Source organism: Microbacterium paraoxydans (assembly GCF_900105335.1).
Taxonomy (GTDB): Bacteria; Actinomycetota; Actinomycetes; order Actinomycetales; family Microbacteriaceae; genus Microbacterium; species Microbacterium paraoxydans.
In genome coordinates, this window is sequence record NZ_LT629770.1 from 761,952 (window position 1) to 781,786 (window position 19,835).

Sequence of the window (19,835 nt, forward strand, 5' to 3'; positions counted from 1 at the left end):
CAGTCTACTTTTCGTTCTCGTCCGGGCGGCGGCGTCACGCCGCACCGAGGGCACGATCGATCATCGCCACGACGTTCTCGGTGCCGGTGCGGGTGCCCGCGGTCTCCGCCGCCTCCGCCATCCGACGGATGCGGTCGGGATCGCCGAGCAGCGGCACGACGATCCGCCGGACGGCGTCGCCGTCGAAGGTCGCGTCGTCGAGGAGCTGCGCGGCACCGGCGGCCACGGCCGATCCGGCGTTCAGACGCTGCTCTCCGTTGCCCACCGAGTACGGCACGTACAGCGCGGGGATGCCGAGCGCGCTGATCTCGCTCACCGTGGCCGATCCCGAACGCGACACGATGAGGTCGGCCAGTGCGAACGCGAGATCCATGCGGTCGACATACCGGCGGAGGGCGTAGCCGGGCACTCCCGGGTCGGCGAGGTCGCTGCGCTCCCCGGTGACGTGCAGCAGCTGCCAACCGGCAGCGAGGATGTCGCGCCAGGAGTCCGCGAGGGCGTCGTTCAACCGCTGCGCTCCGAGCGAGCCGCCGAAGACGAGAAGGACAGGACGATCGGCATCGAGTCCGAAGTACTCGGCCGCCTCGGCCCGCTGTGCCGCCCGGTCGAGCGTGATGACCTCGCGCCGCAGCGGCATGCCGACCACCTCGCTCCCGCGGAGCGGCGTTCCGGCGAACGCGACGCCCACGCCCGCGGCCGCACGGGCACCGAGCACGTTCGCCAGCCCGGGCTTCGCGTTGGCCTCGTGGACGACGAAGGGCACGCGCTCGCGACGCGCGGCCACGTAGGCGGGTGCGGAGGCGTAGCCGCCGAAGCCCACCACGACGTCGATGCCGTGCTGCCGGATGTGCGCACGCACCTGGGCGATCGCCCGGCGGAACCGCGCGGGGAACGCCGCGGCCTGCGCGTTCGGGCGCCGCGGGAACGGCACCTTGTCGACGATGAGCAGCTCGTAGCCGCGCTCGGGGACGAGGCGGGACTCCAGGCCTTCGGCCGTGCCGAGCACGAGGATCGTCGCGGCGGGGTCGCGCTCACGCAGCGCGTCGGCGACAGCGAGCAGCGGATTGACATGGCCGGCGGTGCCACCGCCGGCGAGGAGGTACGAAGTCACCTCGCGACCCTACCCCGCTCGGCTGACTGCTTCTCGGCGACCGGGATGGTCCGCGCGAAAGCCAGCAGGACACCGCAGGCGATGAGCACGGCCAAGAGCGCCGTCCCCCCCTGGGACATGAAGGGAAGGGGCACGCCCATCACGGGGAAGACCCCGATGACCACGCCGACGTTCAGCACGGCCTGACCCACGATCCACACCGTGATCCCCCCGGCCGCGACGCGGATGAACGGGTCTGACGTCTTGCGGATGACATGGAAGACACCCACGGTGAAGAACGTGAAGAGGGCGAGCACGACGATGCAGCCGATCAGCCCCAGCTCCTCGCCGACGATCGCGAAGATGAAGTCGTTGCCGGCGGCGGGGAGCCACCCGTACTTCTCCTGGGAGTTGCCGAGGCCGAGTCCGAAGACACCGCCGGAGGCCATGCCCCAGATGCCGTGGATCGACTGGTAGCAATCGTTGTAATAGAGCGTCATGTCGTCGCAGGTGGCGGTGATGCGCCGCATGCGGTCCTTGCTGGAGAGCGCATAAGCGAGGACAGCAGCCACGCCCAGGATCATCGGGATGATGAACAGCCGCAGCTTCACCCCGGAGAAGAAGAGGCAGCCGAGGAGGATGAGGACCAGCACCATCGCGGTGCCGAGGTCCTTACCCGCGAGCACGGTGCCGATCGCCAGCGCGCCGACGGGGACGACGGGTATGAAGACGTGGTGCCAGGTGCCGAGCATGGTCTGCTTGCGCAGCAGGACCGCGGCGATCCACAGGGCGAGCGCCAGCTTGAGGAACTCGGACGGCTGCATCTGGAAGCCCGCCACCTGGATCCAGTTCCGGTTTCCGCCGTCGGCGACGCCGAGTGGAGTGAACACCAGGAGCTGCAGGGCCACGGCGCCGAACAGCGCCGGCCACGCCATGCGCTTGAGGAACGCCACGGGGAAGCGGCTGATGAGGAACATCATCGGGATGCCGAGCAGGGCGAACACACCTTGCCGGAGAGCGCCGTCCAACGGGTTCTGCGCCTTGGCCACCGCCGTCGCGCTCGTCGCGGACAGCACCATCACGAGACCGAAGATCGTCAGGAGCAGGGCGGTCGACGCGATCAGCAGGAACTCGGTCGACACCGGGGTGAACCGGCGTCCGAGCGAGACCCGTGCCGCGAGGCCTCCCGACTCAGACCGCGGAGGGCGAGCCACCTGCGTCATCGGCGCTCCCCCGATCGATCCATTCCCGCACCGCCTCGGCGAAGCGGTGGCCCCGATCCGCGTAGCTGGAGAACTGGTCGAAGGATGCAGCGGCGGGAGCGAGGAGCACGGTGCCCTCCCCGTCGACGATCCCCGCCGCGATCTCCACGACGCGGTTCATGACCTGTCCAGTGTCACCAGCTTCGACCTCGAAGACCGGCACCGTCGGCGCGTGTCGCTCGAATGCCGCGACGACCGCCGCGCGGTCCACGCCGATGACGACCGCCGCGCGCGCGGTCGCGCCCGCGTCGGCGACGAGATCGCCGATGTCGACGCCCTTGAGATCGCCGCCCACGACCCACACCGCTCCGGGGTACGCGCGCAGCGACGACGCCGCCGCGTGCGGGTTCGTCGCCTTGGAGTCGTCGACCCAGGTGATGCCGGCATGCCGGGCGACCACCTCGATGCGGTGCGCGTCCAGGCGGAAGGTCTGCAGTGCGCCGTGGATCGCCTCGGGCTCGACTCCGAGGGAGCGGGCGAGAGCACTGGCGGCGAGGATGTTCTGCACGATGTGCGGGGCCGACAGTCCTGCGGCCTCCAGGTCGGCGACCGTCGTCAGCTCCAGGGCGCTGCGCGCGCGGTCGTCGAGGAAGGCCCGATCGACGAGCAGCCCCTCCACGACGCCGAGGTCGCTCGGCCCGGGGATGCCGAGGTCGAAGCCGATGGCACGAGCACCCTCGACGACCTCGGCCTCCTCCACCATCCGACGCGTGGCCTCGTCGGCCTTGTTGTAGACGCAGGCGACGCGGGTGTTCCGATAGACCAGGGCCTTCGCGTCGCGGTAGGCCTGGGCGCTGCCATGCCAGACCAGATGATCGTCGGCGAGGTTCAGGCAGACCGCGGCGTGCGGGAAGAGCTCGCCCTCCGGGCGCGACAGGCCGAGATACCAGAGCTGGTGACTGGAGAGTTCGACGACGAGCACGTCGAAGCCGGCGGGGTCCCGCACCGCGTCGAGCACGGGGACGCCGATGTTGCCGCATGGTGCGGCCCGGAGCCCGCCGGCGACGAGCAGCGTCGCCGTGAGCTGGGTCGTGGTCGTCTTGCCGTTGGTGCCGGTGATGAGCACCCAGTCCGCCGGCGTGCCGTCCGCGCGGAGGACCTTGTCGCGCACCCGCCAGGCGAGCTCGACGTCACCCCACAGGGCGATGCCCTCGTCCTGGGCCCAGCGGATGACCGGGTGCGCCGGAGCGAACCCCGGGGACGCGATGACGACCTCGGGTGCGAACGCCGTCAGCGCCTCGGGCACGGCGTCGAGCGGTCCGAGCTCCAGCCGTGCGCCGATGACGGGCAGAAGGCGGGCGTACTCCTCCTCCGCGGACTCGCTGAGCACGAGGACGTCGGCACCGAGCTCCGCGAGGGTGTCGGCCACGGAGAAGCCGGTCATGGAGAGGCCGAGGACGGCGACGCGCAGGCCGCTCCAGTCGGCGTGCCAGCTCGTCAGCCCGGCCAGACGCTCAGCCGACACGGGTCAGCCATTCGACGTAGAAGAGCCCGACGGCCGACACAGCGAGAAGACCCGCGATGATCCACATGCGCACCACGATGGTGACCTCCGACCAGCCCCGCATCTCGAGGTGGTGGTGGAACGGGCTCATGAGGAACAGCCGCTTGCCGCGGGTGATCTTGAAGTAGGCGCGCTGCAGGATCACGGATCCGGAGGCGAGCACGAAGACGCCGGCGATGATGAGGAGCAGCAGTTCGGTGCGGGTCATGACCGCCATCGCGGTGATGACGCCGCCGATGGCCATCGAGCCCACGTCGCCCATGAAGACCTTCGCCTTCGGGGCGTTCCACCACAGGAACCCGATGAGGCTGGCGGCGAACGAGGCCGAGATGATCGCGAGGTTGAACGGGTCGCGCACCTCGTAGCAACCGCCGAGGGAACCGGGGTCTCCCCCGATGCAGGGCTGCTTAAACTGCCAGAACGCGATGAGGCTGTAGGCGCCGACGACGATCACGCCCGCGCCGGCGGCGAGGCCGTCGAGGCCGTCGGTGAGGTTGACGCTGTTGGAGGTCGCGACCCCGATGATCGAGATCCAGGCGAGGTAGAGGATCCAGCCCAGGATGACGCCGAACGCGAAGAGGTTCAGCCAGGTGATGTCCCGGAAGAGGGAGATCGACGCGCTGGCCGGCGTCTGCCCCCACTTGTTCGGGAAGTTCAGCGCCACGATGCCGAAGGGGATCACGACGATGAGCTGACCGATCACCTTGCGCCACCCCGACAGCCCGAGGCTGCGCTGGCTGCGCACCTTCATGTAGTCGTCGATGAACCCGACCACGCCGAAGCCCACCATGAGCCAGATGACGAGGATCGCGGACAGCGCCGGCGTCTCCCCGCTGACGAGGACGCCGGTGAAGTAGCCCACGATCGAGCCGAGGATGAAGATGACCCCGCCCATCGTGGGCGTGCCGCGCTTGGCCTCGTGGCTGGGGTTGCCGGCGGCTTCCGGGGTGCGGATGACCTGCCCCCAGCCCCACTTCCGGAAGAGCCGGAGGAAGACGGGAGTCAGGAAGAGAGTGAAGGCGAGCGAGATGGCCGCCGCCATGATGAGGGACCTCACGAGAACAATTCTCCCAGACGATCGCCGAGATGCCGGAGGCCCACGGAGTTGGACGACTTCACGAGGACCCGGTCACCGTCGCGCAGCTCGGTGCGGAGGTACTCGAACGCGGCGTCCTGGTCCGGCAGATGCACGGCCTCGCTGTCCCACGACCCCTCGCCGACGGCGGCGAGGTAGAGCCGACGGGCCTCAGGCCCGACGACGACGATGCGCCGGATGTTGAGGCGCACGGCGAGCAGACCGATGCGGTCGTGCTCTTCCCCGGCGCTCTCGCCGAGCTCGCTCATGGCACCGAGCACGGCGACGGTGCGCTCGTCCGGTCCGGTGATCTGCGCGAGCGTCCGCAGCGCGGCCGCCATCGAATCGGGGCTGGCGTTGTACGCGTCGTTGATGATGCGGACGCGGTCGTTGCCCAGCGGCTGCATGCGCCAGCGCTCGGCGATCTCGACGGTCTCCAACCGGGACACGGCCTCCGATGGAGCCACGCCGAGCTCCACGGCGGCGGTGATCGCGGCGAGGGCGTTCGTGACGTGGTGGGCCCCGAGGACGCGCAGCCGCAGCGGCAGCTCCTCTCCCGCGGCCTCGATCACGCACTGCGTTCCGGAGGCCGACACCTCGATGTCCCGCGCGTGCACGGCGGCCGCGGCGGACTGGCCGAAGCCGACGACCCGGAGGCCGCGGCTCTCCGCGAGCTCCCGCATCGCCCAGACGCGGGGGTCGTCGGCGTTGAGCACGGCGGTGCCGGGCACGCGGGCCGCGGCGACGAGCTCGGACTTGGCCTTCGCGGTGGCCTCGATGCCGCCGAAGCCCCCGGCGTGCGCCATGCCGACCATGAGCACGACGACGAGGTCGGGCTCGACGAGGCCGGCGAGCCGCGCGATGCTGCCTGGGGCGGCGGCGCCGAACTCGCTCACGAGGAAGCGGGTGTCATGCGTGACGCGGAGCATCGTCACCGGGGCGCCGACCTCATTGTTGAAGGACTTCACCGGAGCGACGGTCTCACCCTCGTCCTCGAGGATGCGGGCGAGGAAGTTCTTGGTCGTCGTCTTGCCGTTGGAGCCGGTGATGCCGACGATGCGGAGGTTCCCGCCGGCGCGCACGCGCGCCACGACCTCGCGGGCGAGGTCGCCGAGCGCGGCGACGGCATCGGGCACGACGATCTGCGAGACATCGACGTCGACCGGGTGCTCGACGATCGCCAGCACGGCACCGGCTTCGACGGCGGCGCCGACGAAACGGTGCCCGTCCGTCTCGGCACCGGGCTTGGCGACGAAGATCGAACCCGCCTCCATGGTGCGGGAATCGGTGTCGACGATGCCGTCGACCACCGTCTCCGGCGTGTGCTCTCCGGCCACGCGCAGTTCACCACCGATGGCGGCAGCGATCTCAGCGAGCGTCAGGGCGATCATGTCATCTCCATGCGCGGCTCTCGCCGGCTATCCGAACTTGGGGAGGAGCGCGTCCATCGGGACAGAGGACGGCATCACGCGATAGGTCTTCATCACCTGCGTCATCGCCTTCTGGAAGGCGGAAGCGGTGGCCGCGGACGATACAACCTTAGTCGGCTCGTCGAGGGTCACCACGACGACGTACTGGGGGTCGTCGACGGGAGCGAAGCCCACCATGCTGGTGTAGTACACGCCGGCCTTGTAGCCGCCCTTGCCGTCCGACACCTGCGCGGTACCGGTCTTGCTGGTCACCCGGTAGCCGGGGACCTGGATGCGATCGGCGTTGCCGCCCTGCACTGCGACGTTCTCCAGCATCCGGGTCAGGTCGGCCGCGGTCTGCTCCTTCACGATCTGCTCGTGCTTCGGCTTAGGGGTCTCCGTGACGGTCCCGTCGGGGGCCGTGCAGGACTCGACCATCGACAGGTCGATCTTCTCCCCGCCGTTGGCGATGGCCTGGTACGCGCCGGCGAGCTGGGGGGCCGTCACCGTGAAGTACTGGCCGAACGTCGTCGTGTAGAGCGACTGACTGTCCCAGTCGCTCACCGGGTGGAGGATGCCGCCCACCTCGGAGGGGAAGTCCAGCGTCTTCTGCCCGACGCCGAAGCGCTGCAGGTAGTCGTAGCGGACCTCGGGGGCGACCATCGTGCCGAACTTCGACAGCGCGGTGTTGGACGAGTCGATCAGTCCGCCGGCCAGCGTGTAGTTGTAGGCGGGGTGGCTGAATGCGTCGTTGACCACGGCACCGTTGGGGAAGGTCTCGCGCGACGACGCCGTGACCGTGCTGAGCGGAGTGAGGCCGGCACCCTCCATCGCCGCGGCCGCGGTGATCGCCTTGAAGGTGGAGCCCGGCTCGAAGTCGCGGTGGAAGATCTGGCTGTAACGCGTCTCCGGCGTGGAGGAGTCCAGGTCGTTCGGGTCCATGGCCGGCCACTCGGCGGCGGCGCGGATCTTCCCGGTGCCCACCTCGACGACCGTCACGGTCCCGCCCTTGGCGCCCTGCTTCTGGGCCTCTTCGCCGATCATCTGCTGGAGGTACCACTGCAGGTCGCTGTTGATGGTGAGCTGCACCGTGCCGCCGTCGACGGCGTCGGTGACGGATTCGCTGCCCGGGATCACGACCCCGTCCTTGCCCTTGCGATAGGTCTTCTCACCGTCCACGGGCGCCAGGCATGCCTGCTCGAGCTGCTCGACACCGGCTTTGGCCTCGCCCGTGTTGTCGAGGAAGCCCAGCACGTTGCCGGCGACGGCCCCGTTGGGGTAGACCCGGGTCTCGCGCGGCTTCAGCGCCAGGTAAGACCCGAGGCCGAGGTCGCGGAGCGCGATGTACTGCTCGGTGTTCAACCCGGTTTTCAAGGGCGCGTACTGGCTGTTCGGGTTCTCGGCGAGGGCGTCGGAGACACGCTTGCGGATCTCGTCTCCCGACACCCCCGTGATCGCGGCGATCTTCTCGGAGGCCTCGGCCCACGGCAGAGCCGGATCCTTCTCCTCCGTGAGCCTGATGACCTGCGGGCTGAGCTGCGCGTCGTAGACCATGACGCTCGACGCGAGGACCGTGCCCTCGGAGTCGACGATGGATCCCCGCTGGCCGGGGATCTTCGAGCCGTCGCCGATGTGCTCGAGGGATTGGCTGACGTGCTCGTCGGCGCTCACCACCTGGATGTCGATGAGGCGGACGACGAACGCCACCAGGATGGAAAGGATGACCGCCAGGGCGACGACGGTGCGTCGCCGCGGTCCGCGCGTGGCTCGTGTCGTCATGGGATCTCTCCGTCGCTCGGGATGGTCAGTGCGTCGTGGGGCTGGGCAGGCCGTCGGTGATGGCCGGTGGCAGGTCTTGCGCCGGCGATGTGCCGCCGGTCTCCTCGTCCGCCGTGTCCGTCGCCGGCGGCGTCTCCTCCGTGACGAGGACGTTGCCGACGGCCGCCTTCCCGTTGGGATCGATCGTGGACACCCCCTCCGCCCCGGTACCCGCGCCGAAGACGGCACCGTCGCTGAGGCGGAGATAGGACGGGGCGCCCGCCACGACCATGCCGAGGTCGGCGGCGCTGCTGGCGAGCACCTGCGGGGAGCTCAGTCCCGTGAGCTCTTCCTGGAGCGCATCGGTCCGGAGGTCGAGTTCACGCTGCTGGGACGTGAGCCCCGCGAGGGTGAACGAGTCCTGGGTGATGGCGAGCGAGAGCCCGACCTGACCCGCGCCGATGGCCAGGGCGCCGCCCAGCGCGACGAGCGCGTAGGCGAGCTTCGGCTTGCGGCGTCGTGCCGGGGGCGTCACCGGCCGCAGGCGCCGCTCCGGCGCCGTCTCCGGGGCGGCCGGCTGCAGTGGCAGGGCTGGCTTGCGGACTGCGTTCATGCTCATGCGCTCTCCCGCACCTTCTCGGCGGCGCGCAGGCGCACCGGTATCGCACGCGGATTGCGTGCGCGCTCTTCGTCGTCGGCGACTTCCGCCCCCTTGGTCAGGATGCGGAATCGGGGGGCGTGCTCGGGCAGTTCGACAGGCAACCCGGCGGGCGCCGTCGAGGAGGAGGCGGCGGCGAAGGCCTGCTTGACCAGCCGGTCCTCGAGGGACTGGTACGACATCACCACGATGCGTCCTCCGACCGCGAGGGCGTCCATCGCGGCGGGGATCGCGTCAGCGAGGACGTTCAGCTCGGCGTTGACCTCGATCCGGAGGGCCTGGAACACGCGCTTCGCCGGGTGCCCTGATCGCTGCGCTGCCGCGGGGGTTGCGGCCACGAGGATGTCGACGAGCTCACCCGATCGCGTGATCGGCTGCTTCTGACGGGCGTCGATGATGAAGCGCGCATACCGGCCGGCGAGCTTCTCCTCCCCGTACCGCTCGAAGATGCGCCGCAGGTTCCCCTCGCTGTAGCTGGCGATGACCTCGGCGGCGGTGATGCCCTTCGTCTGATCCATCCGCATGTCGAGCGGAGCGTCCTTGGAATACGCGAAGCCGCGTTCGGCCTCGTCCAGCTGCAGCGACGAGACACCCAGGTCGAACAGGATCCCGGCGGCGTCCTGAGCGTGCAGCCCGATCTCGTCGTAGACGGTGTGGACGAGCGTGACCCGATCCCGGAACCGGGCGAGCCGCTCCCCCGCGATCTTCAGCGCGTCGGTGTCCCGGTCCAGCCCGATGAGACGGATGCCGGGGAATCGCTCGAGCAGCGCCTCGGAATGGCCGCCCATGCCGAGGGTGGCGTCGACGAGCACGGCGCCGTCCTCCTGGAGGGCGGGCGCGAGGAGCTCGACGCAGCGGTCGAGCAGGACAGGAGTGTGGATGTCGCGTAGGTTCATGATCTCTCTCGGGTCCGACCTTCGGCTCTGATCCCCCTCCGCATCTCGACCCGGCACCGGGGAAGTGTGTCGGGGCGGGAGCGGCGGGGCATCACAGCCGTGGTCAGAACAGTCCGGGAATCACCTCCTGCTCCAGCTCGGCGTAGGACTCCTCGCCGGCGGCGAGGTAGGCGTTCCAGCTCTCCGCGTCCCAGATCTCGGCGTGGGCGCCGACTCCGGTCACGATGAGCTCCTTCTGAAGACCTGCGTACTGACGCAGGTGGGCGGGGATGGTGATGCGGTTCTGGCTGTCGGGCATCTCCGCGCTGGCGCCGGAGAGGAACATGCGCATGAAGTCACGCGCCTGCTTGTTGGCGAGCGGCGCCTGACGGATCCGCTCGTGCATCGCCTCGAACTCGGCCGTGCTGAAGACGTAGAGGCAGCGCTCCTGGCCCCGGGTGACGACGATGCCGCCGCCCAGGTCCTCGCGGAACTTCGCGGGAAGGATGACCCGTCCCTTGTCGTCCAGCTTCGGTGAGTGCGTGCCCAGCAGCATCGGCCATCACCCCCTCTCCGTCCGGCCAACTCGAGGTGCGCCCCACTTTACTCCACTTTCCTCCACATTCCTACGACGAATCCAGGCTATCGCCGCCCATTCCCGGGAGGATGTTCGCTCATGCCCTGGAATTCCGCGGCACAGGGAGGTGGAGGGCCGGTGGAGGACAGTGGAGGGCTGGTGGAGGGTGGACGGCGCAGCACGCACGAAAAAGCCCGGATGCTCAGCATCCGGGCTTCGTGGTGGAGAGAAAGGGAGGGGTCAGTGGCCGTCCTGCCGCCGATCCCATCGGTCGTTCATGCGATCCATGAAGGAAGAGGAGTCCTGCCGCTTCGGGGCGGTGCGCGTGCGGGCCTCTGCCGGACCGCTGCGCCGGACCGGGGTGACGGCCAGCATCACTCCGCCGAGCATGGCCGCGAATCCGATCACCCCGACGACGATGCCCCAGACGTCCCCGAGGATGACGCCGACGACGAGTCCGCCGATGCCGGCGAGCAGGAGGAGGGCCCCGTAGACGAGGTTGCGATAGCTGAGCGTGCGATCACCCGACGGCGCGCTCACGACGTCGGCGTCATTGTGCAGGAGATGGCGTTCCATCTCGTCGAGCAGACGTTGCTCCTGTTCGGAGAGTGGCATCTCATCCCCCTCGGGTATCGTGCCCTCCAGTCTACGCGCGAGCGGCGTCCGGGGCTAGCAGTTCAGGCGTCTCATCCTTTACGTATGCTGGGAGTCGTGCCGTCCCCCTCCCCCTCCGTCCCCGACGCCGTGGCCGCGCGACTGGACCTCTTCCTCGACCGCATGCGAACGGAGTCGGCGGACTACGGCGACGACGCCGCCGCCTTCCTCGACGCGGCGTCCGACACCCTCTCCGGAGGCAAGAGGCTGCGCGCCCGCTTCTGCCACGCAGGATGGCGCGCCGTCTCCCGCTTCCGCGACCGTCTCGCCACCGAGGACGACGCCCTGTGGGACCTCTGCGCGGCGCTGGAGATCTTCCAGTCCGCCGCACTCGTGCACGACGACCTGATCGACAACTCCGATACACGCCGAGGCCGCCCCGCCGCTCACCGAGCTCTCGAGGCGTCCCACCGCTCCGCCGGCTGGTGGGGAGACGCCGCCGCCTTCGGCCGCGCCGGCTCCGTGCTGCTCGGCGATCTCCTCGTCGCGTGGAGCGATGACCTCCTGGAGTCTGCGCTCGATGGGCACGGAGAGGCACGGACCGTGCGCGCCGAGTACGCGCGCATGCGGCGCGACGTCACGATCGGACAGTTCCTCGACATCGCCGAGGAGTCGGCGTGGAGCGTCAGCGACGACCGCGAGCATGCAGAACGGGCGCTCCGTGTGGCCTCGCTGAAGTCCGCGCGGTACAGCATCGAGCAGCCCCTCATCCTGGGTGCGAGCCTCGCCGGCGCGGACGCGGAGCAGACCTCGGCGCTGCGGCGCTTCGGGCACCCGCTCGGCCTCGCCTTCCAGTTGCGTGACGACGTGCTCGGCGTCTTCGGCGATGCCGCCGTCACCGGCAAGCCCGCGGGCGATGACCTGCGCGAGGGCAAGCGCACCGTGCTCATCGCCCTCACCAGGGAGAAGCTGGACACCCCTGCGCGGCGGCTGCTCGACGAGATGCTCGGCGATCCCGATCTGACAGCAGCGCAGGTGTCGTTCCTGCAGGAGACGATCGCCGGAACCGGGGCCCTCGAACGGGTCGAGACGATGATCGCGGACTACGCCAGAGAGGCCGATCGCGCGCTTTCCGGAGCCCGGCTCGACGACGCCGCTGTCGGAGAGCTCCGCGACCTCGGCAGAGCAGCGACCGTGCGCTCCTCCTGAGCGGATCGCTCAGGCGAGCGTGCGCGCGAGCCGACGGACCTCGCTCTTGTGTCCGGCGAGCAGGGAGGCGATCGGGGAACGCCCGAGGGTCTCCTCCTCGGCGAGCAGCCAGTCGATCAGCTCGTCGTCCGAGAAGCCGGCATCCTGCAGGACGATGATCGTCCCGCGCAGGGAGCTCAGCGGCTGCCCGTCCACGATGAACACCGACGGCACCGCGAAGACGCCGCTGCGCCGCGAGCCGACGAGGTAGTGCTCGTCGATCAGACGACGCACGCGCCCGAGCGGCTCGCCGAGAACCTCGACGAGGTCGGGCATGGTCAGCCATTCGAAGGCGGAATCACGGGTTGCAGCGACGTTCTCAGACACGTTGCCACTATCTCACCTCGGCAGCCGAAGCGCATGTTCAGCACTTCCGTCACATTCGTCACACCCGTCACTTCTGTTGACATCTCTATACATCCGTGTCAGCGTGAAGTGCTCGAAAAAGGGGGCTGACGTGATCTTCCAGACAGCCGTGGCCGGCGCTCTCGCCGCCACTCTGACGGCGGCGCCCGCCGCCGCCGCGCCTGCACCGCCGGTCGCGCCGCACGAACGGCATCGCATCGCTCCGGTGCGCGTCGCACCGACGCAGAACATCCCGCCCTCGCATGTCGTACAACCGGGCGACACGGTCGCCGGCATCGCCGGTCGCTACGGAATCCGAACGACCGACGTCCTCGGCTGGAACGGTCTGTCCTGGAGATCGGTGATCTATCCGGGGCAGAGTCTGCAGTTGCACGCCCCCGCCGGGGCTCCCGCGCCGGCCCCCGCGGCGACGAAGACCCACACGGTCGTGGCGGGCGACACCGTCTTCGGCATCGCCCGGAGATACGCCACCTCGGTGAGCGCGATCCTCGCCGCCAACGGCCTTCCCGCCGGCGCCATCATCTACCCCGGGCAGAAGCTCGTCGTGTCCGGGGCTGCTGCGCCCGCAGCCGCGCCCGCCGCCGCGCCCGCGGCGGCACCGGCACCGCGGGCGCAGCCGAGCGGCGCGACACACACCGTGGCAGCAGGCGAGACGCTGTTCTCGATCGCCCAGCGGTACGGGACCACCACGCAGTCCCTCTTCGCCTGGAACGGCCTCGGCGCGTCGTCGATCATCTACCCGGGTCAGCGCCTCGCCGTGCAGGCACCTGCTCCGAAGCCCGCCGCCGCACCCACCGGACAGCGCAGTGCCACCCTGACAGCCGAGCAGGCGGCCAACGCCGCGCTCATCATCCGCGTGGGCCGCGAGCTCGGAGTCTCCGACCGCGGGATCGCCATCGCCCTCGCCACCGGGATGGTGGAGTCGGATCTCCGCAACCTGGACTGGGGGGACCGCGACTCGCTCGGGATCTTCCAGCAGCGCCCGAGCACCGGCTGGGGCACCCCGGCGCAGATCATGGATGCGGAGCGGAGCACGCGCGTCTTCTACGGGGGCGCCGGCGACCCGAACGGGCATCTCACCCGCGGCCTGCTCGACATTCCCGGCTGGGAGTCGCTGGCCTTCACCGATGCGGCGCAGGCCGTGCAGATCTCCGCCTACCCGGATCGCTACGGGCAGTGGGAGGCCCAGGCATACGCATGGCTCGCCCAGCACGGGTGACGCCTGCGGAAATCCGGATGCCTCGAGGGGTGAGGCGTTCCCGGGGCTTTCAGCCAATCGTCCATAGACTTCTGTCGTGACGACCAATCATCAAGCCGACCCCCTCATCGGGCGGCTTGTCGACGGTCGGTACCGGGTGCGTGCGCGGATCGCCCGCGGCGGAATGGCCACGGTCTATGTCGCCACCGACCTCCGACTGGAGCGTCGCATCGCCCTGAAGGTCATGCACGCCCACCTCAGCGACGACTCCGCGTTCCAGAGCCGGTTCATCCAGGAGGCGCGCGCCGCGGCGCGGCTCGCCGACCCGCACGTCGTCAACGTCTTCGATCAGGGCCAGGACGGCGAGCTCGCCTACCTCGTCATGGAGTATCTGCCAGGCATCACCCTGCGGGAGCTGCTCCGCGAGCAGAAGCGCCTCACCGTCGCTCAGACGATCACCATCATGGACGCCGTTCTCGCCGGGCTCTCCGCCGCGCATCGGGCGGGCATCGTCCATCGCGACGTGAAGCCGGAGAACGTCCTGCTCGCGGAGGACGGCCGCATCAAGATCGGCGACTTCGGACTCGCCAGAGCGACGACCGCGAACACCGCGACCGGGCAGCAGCTCCTCGGGACGATCGCGTACCTCGCGCCCGAGCTCGTCACCCGCGGCACCGCCGACGCCCGCAGCGACATCTACGCGCTCGGCATCATGCTCTACGAGATGCTCGTCGGCGAGCAGCCCTACAAGGGCGAGCAGCCGATGCAGATCGCGTTCCAGCACGCCACGGAGTCGGTTCCCCGGCCCAGCGTCCGCAATCCCGCAGTGCCGGAGCAGCTCGACGAGCTCGTGCTGTGGGCGACCGAGAAGTCTCCGGACGAGCGTCCGGACGATGCCCAGCAGATGCTCGAGCGCCTGCGCGAGATCGAGCGCGAGATCGGCGTCGCCCCCGCCGTGACCCGGACCACCGGCGCTTCCCGCGACCAGGCGGATTCCGGAGACCTCACCAAGGTCATGCCGGGCACCATGGTCCTCCCCGAACCGGCGACGGCCACGTCCCCGGGGATCGACAACGCCACGATCCTCCGCCGGCGAGCCGCCAAGCGCCGCGCCCGCGGTACCTTCCTCCTCTCCCTCGTGCTGCTGCTCGCCGTCCTCGCCGGCGGCGTCGGATGGTGGTTCGGCTCCGGTCCCGGTTCGCTGATCGCGGTGCCCGATGTGGCGGGCCAGACCTACGACGAGGCCGCCGCCGACCTCACCGAAGCCGGCTTCGAACCCGCCCAGCGCGACGAGTTCTCCGTCGATGTCGAGAAGGGGATCGTCATCGAGACGGACCCCGGCTCGGGCACCAGGATCGACAAGGGCGCCACCGTCGCCGTGGTCGTATCCGCCGGCCCGGCCTCGCACGACCTCGCCCCGGTCGCGGGGCAGTCGGCCGACGATGTGCGGGCCGCGCTGCAGGCGGCGAATCTGGAGATCACCGACGACGAGGAGTACTTCACCGACACCACGGACGGATCGGTCATCAATGTCCGCATCACCCCTCGGGACGGCGGAGATGCCTTCGCCTGCGACCAGGGATGCACGGTCCACGAGAAGGACACGGCGACCATCCAGGTGTCACGCGGCCCGGTGCCGGACGTCACGGACATGACGGTCAAGCAGGCCACCGAGACGCTCACCGGCAAGGGCCTGAAGGTGGCGGAGGAGAACATCTACCGCCCGAGCGACTCCATCGGCAAGGACCGCGTCATCGGCTACGCGGACCGCGCCGAGAGAGGATCGTGGCGCCCGGGCGAGACGATCCAGCTGATCGTCTCCCAGGGGCCGCCGCTGTTTGACGTGCCCGATGTCTCCGGGATGACGCGGGATGAGGCAACCGGCGCGCTGCGCGACGCCGGTTTCACCTGGAGCTACACGAGCAGCACCGGTCTGCCCGACTCGGTGTGGGATCTCCTCGCGAACGAGAACACGCGCGTGGAGTCGTACAGCCCGTCCGACCCGCAGCGGAAGGGCACGAGCATCACGCTCACCATGAGCTTCGCCGGCTGACGGCGATACGACGAAGGGGCCGGAACATCGTTCCGGCCCCTTCGTGCATTCCGCCCGCGGATCAGCGCTTCTCGAGCTCCTCGGCCACGAGGAAGGCCAGCTCCAGGGACTGCATGTGGTTCAAACGCGGGTCGCACAGGCTCTCGTAGCGAGTCGCGAGGGCCGCCTCGTCGATCTGCTCCGATCCGCCCAGGCACTCGGTGACGTCGTCGCCGGTCAGCTCGACGTGGATGCCGCCGGGGAACGTACCCACGGCGCGGTGGGCCTCGAAGAAGCCGCGGACCTCGTCGACGACGTCGTCGAAACGGCGCGTCTTGTATCCGGTGGGCGTGGTGATGCCGTTGCCGTGCATCGGGTCGGTGACCCACAGCGGCTGCGCACCCGACTCGCGGACCGCCTCCAGCAGAGGGGGCAGCGCGTCGCGGATGCGGCCGGCACCCATGCGCGTGATGAACGTCAGGCGGCCGGGCTCGCGCTCCGGGTCGAGCTTGTCGATGAGCGCCAGCGCCGTCTCCGGCGTCGTGGTGGGGCCCAGCTTCACGCCGATCGGGTTCCGGATCTTCGAGAAGTAGTCGACGTGCGCGCCGTCGAGCTCGCGCGTGCGCTCCCCGATCCACAGGAAGTGGGCCGAGGTGTTGTACGGCGTGTCCGTCCGGGAGTCGATCCGCGTCATCGGGCGCTCGTAGTCCATGAGCAGACCCTCGTGGCCGGTGAAGAACTCGACCCGCTTCAGCTCGTCGAAGTCCGCGCCGGCGGCCTCCATGAACTTGATCGCACGATCGATCTCGGCGGCCATGCGCTCGTAGCGCTGGTTGGCGGGGTTCTGGGCGAAGCCCTTGTTCCAGGAGTGCACCTCCCGGAGGTCGGCGAATCCACCCTGGGTGAAGGCCCGGATGAGGTTCAGCGTCGATGCCGCGGTGTGGTAGCCCTGCAGCAGACGACCGGGGTCGGCCTGACGCGAGCCCTCGGTGAAGTCGTAGCCGTTGACGATGTCGCCACGGTACGCGGGCAGCGTCACCTCGCCGCGGGTCTCGGTGTCACTGGAGCGCGGCTTGGCGAACTGCCCGGCCATGCGCCCCATCTTGACGACCGGCATGGAGGCGCCATACGTGAGCACCACGGCCATCTGCAGCACCGTCTTGATGCGGTTGCGGATCTGCTCGGCCGTCGCCCCGGCGAAGGTCTCGGCGCAGTCGCCGCCCTGGAGGAGGAAGGCCTGCCCGGAGGCCGCCCTGGCGAGACGGTCGCGAAGGTTGTCGACCTCACCCGCGAAGACCAGCGGCGGAAGGCTCGAGATCTGCCGGGAGACGTCGGCGACGCGGTCGGCGTCTGGCCACTGCGGCTGCTGCTTGATGGGAAGCGAGCGCCAGGCATCAAGGGCTTCGATGTGGTGCGGGAGCATGCGTCCAGCCTAGTGGGCGGCGACACCGCCGAGACGCGCTCCGGAGGCTATGTGACGCGCGCCGGGAGGCGGTCCTTGACGGTCGATGCGTAGACGTCCTCGTACTCCTGCTGACCGAGCCGCTGGAGCGCCACCATGATCTCATCCGTGACGGAGCGGAGGATGTAGCGGTCGTTCTCCATGCCGGCGTAGCGGGAGAAGTCGAGCGGCTCGCCGATGACGATCCCGACCCGCATGACGCGCGGGATCCGGCGGCCGATGGGCATCGCCGTGTCGGTGTCGACCATGATGACCGGGATGACGGGGACCTTCGCCTCGAGCGCCATCCGGGCGATGCCGGTGCGGCCGCGGTAGAGCTTGCCGTCGGGGCTGCGGGTGCCCTCCGGATAGATGCCGAGCAGGTCGCCCCCGCCGAGGACCTGGAGGCCGGTGTTCAGGGAGGCCTCCGAGGCCTTGCCACCGGAGCGGTCGATGGGGATCTGGCCCGTCGCCTTCATGAAGAAGCGGGTGGACCACCCCTTGAGGCCGCGTCCGGTGAAGTAGTCGCTCTTCGCGAGGAACGACATCGACCGATCGATCACGAGGGGCAGGAAGATCGAGTCCGCGAAGGAGAGATGGTTGCTGGCGAGGATCGCCGCCCCGGTCGCGGGCACGTTCTTCCGCCCCACGATCCAGGGGCGGAACACGGCCTTGACCACGGGGCCGATCACGACGTACTTCATCAGCCAGTAGAACATCGAGGTGAAGTCTAGCGCCGCGATGCACATCGCCTCACGTTTCTCGTCTCTCGACCCGGGAAGCGACTGAGTTTCACCCTGACCGCGACCCGGTGCCATGCCCTAGACTCGGACCAACGCCCGTGCCCGACCGGTACCGAAGGAGCTGCCGTGGTCCAGTTTGAAGTCCCCGCGATCGTCCCCGCCGATCCCGACGCGAACGTCGCCGACCTGCTTGCGAAGCGCGTCGAGGCGACTCCCGACCGGGCGTTGTTCTCCGTCCCGCAGGGCGACGGGTGGCGCGACATCTCCGCCACCGACTTCGAGACCGCCGTGATCGCGCTCGCGAAGGGCTTCGCCGCCGCGGGCATCCAGCCGGGCGAGAAAGTGGGCTTCCTCGCCCGCACCACCTACGAGTGGAGCCTCGTCGACTTCGCCCTCTTCTACGCCGGTGCGGTGATGGTGCCGATCTACGAGACGAGCTCGCCGTCGCAGATCCAGTGGATCCTCGAGGACTCCGGCGCGATCGCGCTCCTCGTCGAGTCACCGGAGCACTTCGCCCGCGTCGACGAGGTGCGCGGCGACCTGCCGCTGCTCCGGGAGGTCTGGCAGCTGCATCTGGGCGCCATCGACACGCTCACCGCGCAGGGAGCCTCGGTCTCCGATGACGAGATCCAGCGTCGCCGGAACCTCGCCGTCGGCTCGGACATCGCGACCCTCATCTACACCTCGGGCTCCACCGGACGACCCAAGGGATGCGTGCTCACGCACAGCAACTTCGTCGAGCTGTCCCGCAACTCCGCGAAGGCCCTCGACGAGGTCGTGCAGACCCCCGGCTCCTCCACCCTGCTCTTCATCACGACGGCGCACGTCTTCGCGCGCTTCATCTCCATCCTCAACGTGCACGCCGGGGTGCGCACCGGCCACCAGCCCGACACGCGTCAGCTGCTGCCGGCCCTCGGCTCGTTCAAGCCCACCTTCCTCCTCGCGGTCCCCCGCGTGTTCGAGAAGGTCTACAACTCCGCCGAGCAGAAGGCCGAGGCGGGTGGCAAGGGCAAGATCTTCCGCGCCGCGGCCGACGTCGCGATCGAGCACTCCCGGCTGCTGGAGGAGGGCAAGAAGATCCCGTTCGGCACGAAGCTGAAGTTCGCGCTCTTCAACAAGCTCGTCTACTCCAAGCTCCGTGAGGCCATGGGCGGCAACGTCGTCTACGCGGTGTCGGGCTCCGCTCCCCTGGGCGCGCGCCTCGGCCACTTCTTCCACAGCCTCGGCGTGGTGATCCTCGAGGGTTACGGTCTGACCGAGACGACGGCGCCCGCGACGGTGAACCTCGCCTCGAAGTCGAAGATCGGCACGGTCGGCCCCGCCCTCCCCGGCGTCGGGGTGCGTCTCGCCGACGACGGCGAGATCGAGGTGCGGGGCATCAACGTGTTCAAGGAGTACTGGAACAACCCGGAGGCCACCGCCGAGGCGTTCAGCGACGGCGGCTGGTTCCACACCGGCGACATCGGCAGCTTCGACGCCGACGGATTCCTCACGATCACCGGGCGCAAGAAGGAGATCATCGTCACGGCGGGCGGCAAGAACGTCGCCCCGGCCGCCCTCGAGGACCCGATCCGCGCGAACCCGATCGTGGGGCAGGTCGTCGTCGTCGGCGACCAGCGTCCGTTCATCTCGGCACTCGTCACCCTCGACCCGGAGATGCTGCCGACCTGGCTCGCGAACAACGGTCTCGACGAGAAGATGACGTTGGCGGAGGCCTCGACAAACCCGCAGGTCCGCGCCGAGGTGCAGCGCGCGGTCGACGCGGCGAACGAGCGGGTGTCGCGCGCGGAGTCCATCCGCAAGTTCACGATCCTGGACTCGGAGTGGACGGAGGCCTCGGGCCACCTCACCCCGAAGCTGTCGATCAAGCGGAACATCATCATGAACGACTTCGCCGACGAGATCTCCGCGATCTACGACGAGCCGGTCGCCACGACCAACGTCGCGATCGGCGGCTGACCCACAGGTCGACCCACCCCCTTCCGACCGAACCGGCCCCTTGCGC

At 69.5% G+C, this 19,835-nt stretch carries 17 protein-coding genes; 4 read left to right on the top strand and 13 right to left on the bottom strand.

The window, feature by feature from the left end:
• Positions 1–34 precede the first annotated feature (34 nt).
• The 10 genes from BLU02_RS03910 to BLU02_RS03955 form a co-directional block, all read right to left on the bottom strand.
• Positions 35–1,111, bottom strand: a complete 1,077-nt coding sequence (locus BLU02_RS03910) for a UDP-N-acetylglucosamine--N-acetylmuramyl-(pentapeptide) pyrophosphoryl-undecaprenol N-acetylglucosamine transferase (protein WP_060922672.1) — start codon at positions 1,109–1,111, stop codon at positions 35–37.
• Positions 1,108–2,313, bottom strand: a complete 1,206-nt coding sequence (ftsW, locus tag BLU02_RS03915) for a putative lipid II flippase FtsW (protein WP_060922673.1) — start codon at positions 2,311–2,313, stop codon at positions 1,108–1,110. The genes BLU02_RS03910 and ftsW overlap by 4 nt, the downstream gene beginning before the upstream one ends.
• Positions 2,282–3,817, bottom strand: a complete 1,536-nt coding sequence (gene murD, locus BLU02_RS03920) for a UDP-N-acetylmuramoyl-L-alanine--D-glutamate ligase (RefSeq protein WP_060922674.1) — start codon at positions 3,815–3,817, stop codon at positions 2,282–2,284. Before murD ends, ftsW begins: the two co-directional genes overlap by 32 nt.
• Positions 3,807–4,913 (bottom strand): phospho-N-acetylmuramoyl-pentapeptide-transferase, encoded by a 1,107-nt coding sequence (gene mraY, locus BLU02_RS03925; protein ID WP_025105090.1) that lies wholly within the window; start codon positions 4,911–4,913, stop codon positions 3,807–3,809. The genes murD and mraY overlap by 11 nt, the downstream gene beginning before the upstream one ends.
• Complete coding sequence (locus BLU02_RS03930; RefSeq protein WP_060922675.1) at positions 4,910–6,322, bottom strand: UDP-N-acetylmuramoyl-tripeptide--D-alanyl-D-alanine ligase; 1,413 nt, start codon at positions 6,320–6,322, stop codon at positions 4,910–4,912. The genes mraY and BLU02_RS03930 overlap by 4 nt, the downstream gene beginning before the upstream one ends.
• A gap of 27 nt (positions 6,323–6,349) precedes the next feature.
• Complete coding sequence (locus BLU02_RS03935; RefSeq protein WP_060922676.1) at positions 6,350–8,119, bottom strand: peptidoglycan D,D-transpeptidase FtsI family protein; 1,770 nt, start codon at positions 8,117–8,119, stop codon at positions 6,350–6,352.
• Positions 8,120–8,144: 25 nt separating this feature from the next.
• On the bottom strand, positions 8,145–8,717 hold the full coding sequence (locus BLU02_RS03940) for a cell division protein FtsL (protein ID WP_060922677.1): 573 nt from the start codon (positions 8,715–8,717) through the stop codon (positions 8,145–8,147).
• Positions 8,714–9,652 (bottom strand): 16S rRNA (cytosine(1402)-N(4))-methyltransferase RsmH, encoded by a 939-nt coding sequence (gene rsmH, locus BLU02_RS03945; RefSeq protein ID WP_060922678.1) that lies wholly within the window; start codon positions 9,650–9,652, stop codon positions 8,714–8,716. Before rsmH ends, BLU02_RS03940 begins: the two co-directional genes overlap by 4 nt.
• Positions 9,653–9,755: 103 nt before the next feature.
• The gene (gene mraZ / locus BLU02_RS03950) at positions 9,756–10,187 is read right to left on the bottom strand and encodes a division/cell wall cluster transcriptional repressor MraZ (protein WP_025105095.1); all 432 of its coding nucleotides are present in this window, start codon (positions 10,185–10,187) and stop codon (positions 9,756–9,758) included.
• A 261-nt stretch (positions 10,188–10,448) separates the two neighbouring features.
• The gene (locus BLU02_RS03955) at positions 10,449–10,823 is read right to left on the bottom strand and encodes an SCO2097 family morphological protein (RefSeq protein WP_060922679.1); all 375 of its coding nucleotides are present in this window, start codon (positions 10,821–10,823) and stop codon (positions 10,449–10,451) included.
• An 84-nt stretch (positions 10,824–10,907) separates the two neighbouring features.
• Here BLU02_RS03955 and BLU02_RS03960 point away from each other — a divergent pair, with 84 nt between their 5' ends.
• Complete coding sequence (locus BLU02_RS03960; protein WP_060922680.1) at positions 10,908–12,011, top strand: polyprenyl synthetase family protein; 1,104 nt, start codon at positions 10,908–10,910, stop codon at positions 12,009–12,011.
• A 9-nt stretch (positions 12,012–12,020) separates the two neighbouring features.
• Here BLU02_RS03960 and BLU02_RS03965 read toward each other — a convergent pair whose 3' ends face one another.
• Positions 12,021–12,377, bottom strand: a complete 357-nt coding sequence (locus BLU02_RS03965; protein WP_060922681.1) for an Rv2175c family DNA-binding protein — start codon at positions 12,375–12,377, stop codon at positions 12,021–12,023.
• A gap of 130 nt (positions 12,378–12,507) precedes the next feature.
• Here BLU02_RS03965 and BLU02_RS03970 point away from each other — a divergent pair, with 130 nt between their 5' ends.
• Together BLU02_RS03970 and pknB are read left to right on the top strand one after the other, a co-directional pair.
• Complete coding sequence (locus BLU02_RS03970; RefSeq protein ID WP_231919634.1) at positions 12,508–13,635, top strand: LysM peptidoglycan-binding domain-containing protein; 1,128 nt, start codon at positions 12,508–12,510, stop codon at positions 13,633–13,635.
• A 76-nt stretch (positions 13,636–13,711) separates the two neighbouring features.
• Positions 13,712–15,667: a Stk1 family PASTA domain-containing Ser/Thr kinase gene (pknB, locus tag BLU02_RS03975; RefSeq protein WP_060921160.1), complete on the top strand. Its 1,956-nt coding sequence runs from the start codon at positions 13,712–13,714 to the stop codon at positions 15,665–15,667.
• Positions 15,668–15,728: 61 nt separating this feature from the next.
• Here the strand turns inward: pknB and BLU02_RS03980 are convergent, their stop codons facing one another.
• Together BLU02_RS03980 and BLU02_RS03985 are read right to left on the bottom strand one after the other, a co-directional pair.
• Complete coding sequence (locus BLU02_RS03980) at positions 15,729–17,069, bottom strand: class II 3-deoxy-7-phosphoheptulonate synthase (RefSeq protein ID WP_029989865.1); 1,341 nt, start codon at positions 17,067–17,069, stop codon at positions 15,729–15,731.
• A gap of 47 nt (positions 17,070–17,116) precedes the next feature.
• The gene (locus BLU02_RS03985) at positions 17,117–17,806 is read right to left on the bottom strand and encodes a lysophospholipid acyltransferase family protein (RefSeq protein ID WP_060921165.1); all 690 of its coding nucleotides are present in this window, start codon (positions 17,804–17,806) and stop codon (positions 17,117–17,119) included.
• Between the two features lie 150 nt (positions 17,807–17,956).
• On the opposite strand from BLU02_RS03985, the gene BLU02_RS03990 reads away from it, so the two are divergent.
• A complete protein-coding gene (locus tag BLU02_RS03990) occupies positions 17,957–19,789 on the top strand; it encodes an AMP-dependent synthetase/ligase (protein ID WP_060921159.1) in 1,833 nt (610 codons plus the stop codon).
• The last annotated feature ends 46 nt before the right edge of the window (positions 19,790–19,835 follow it).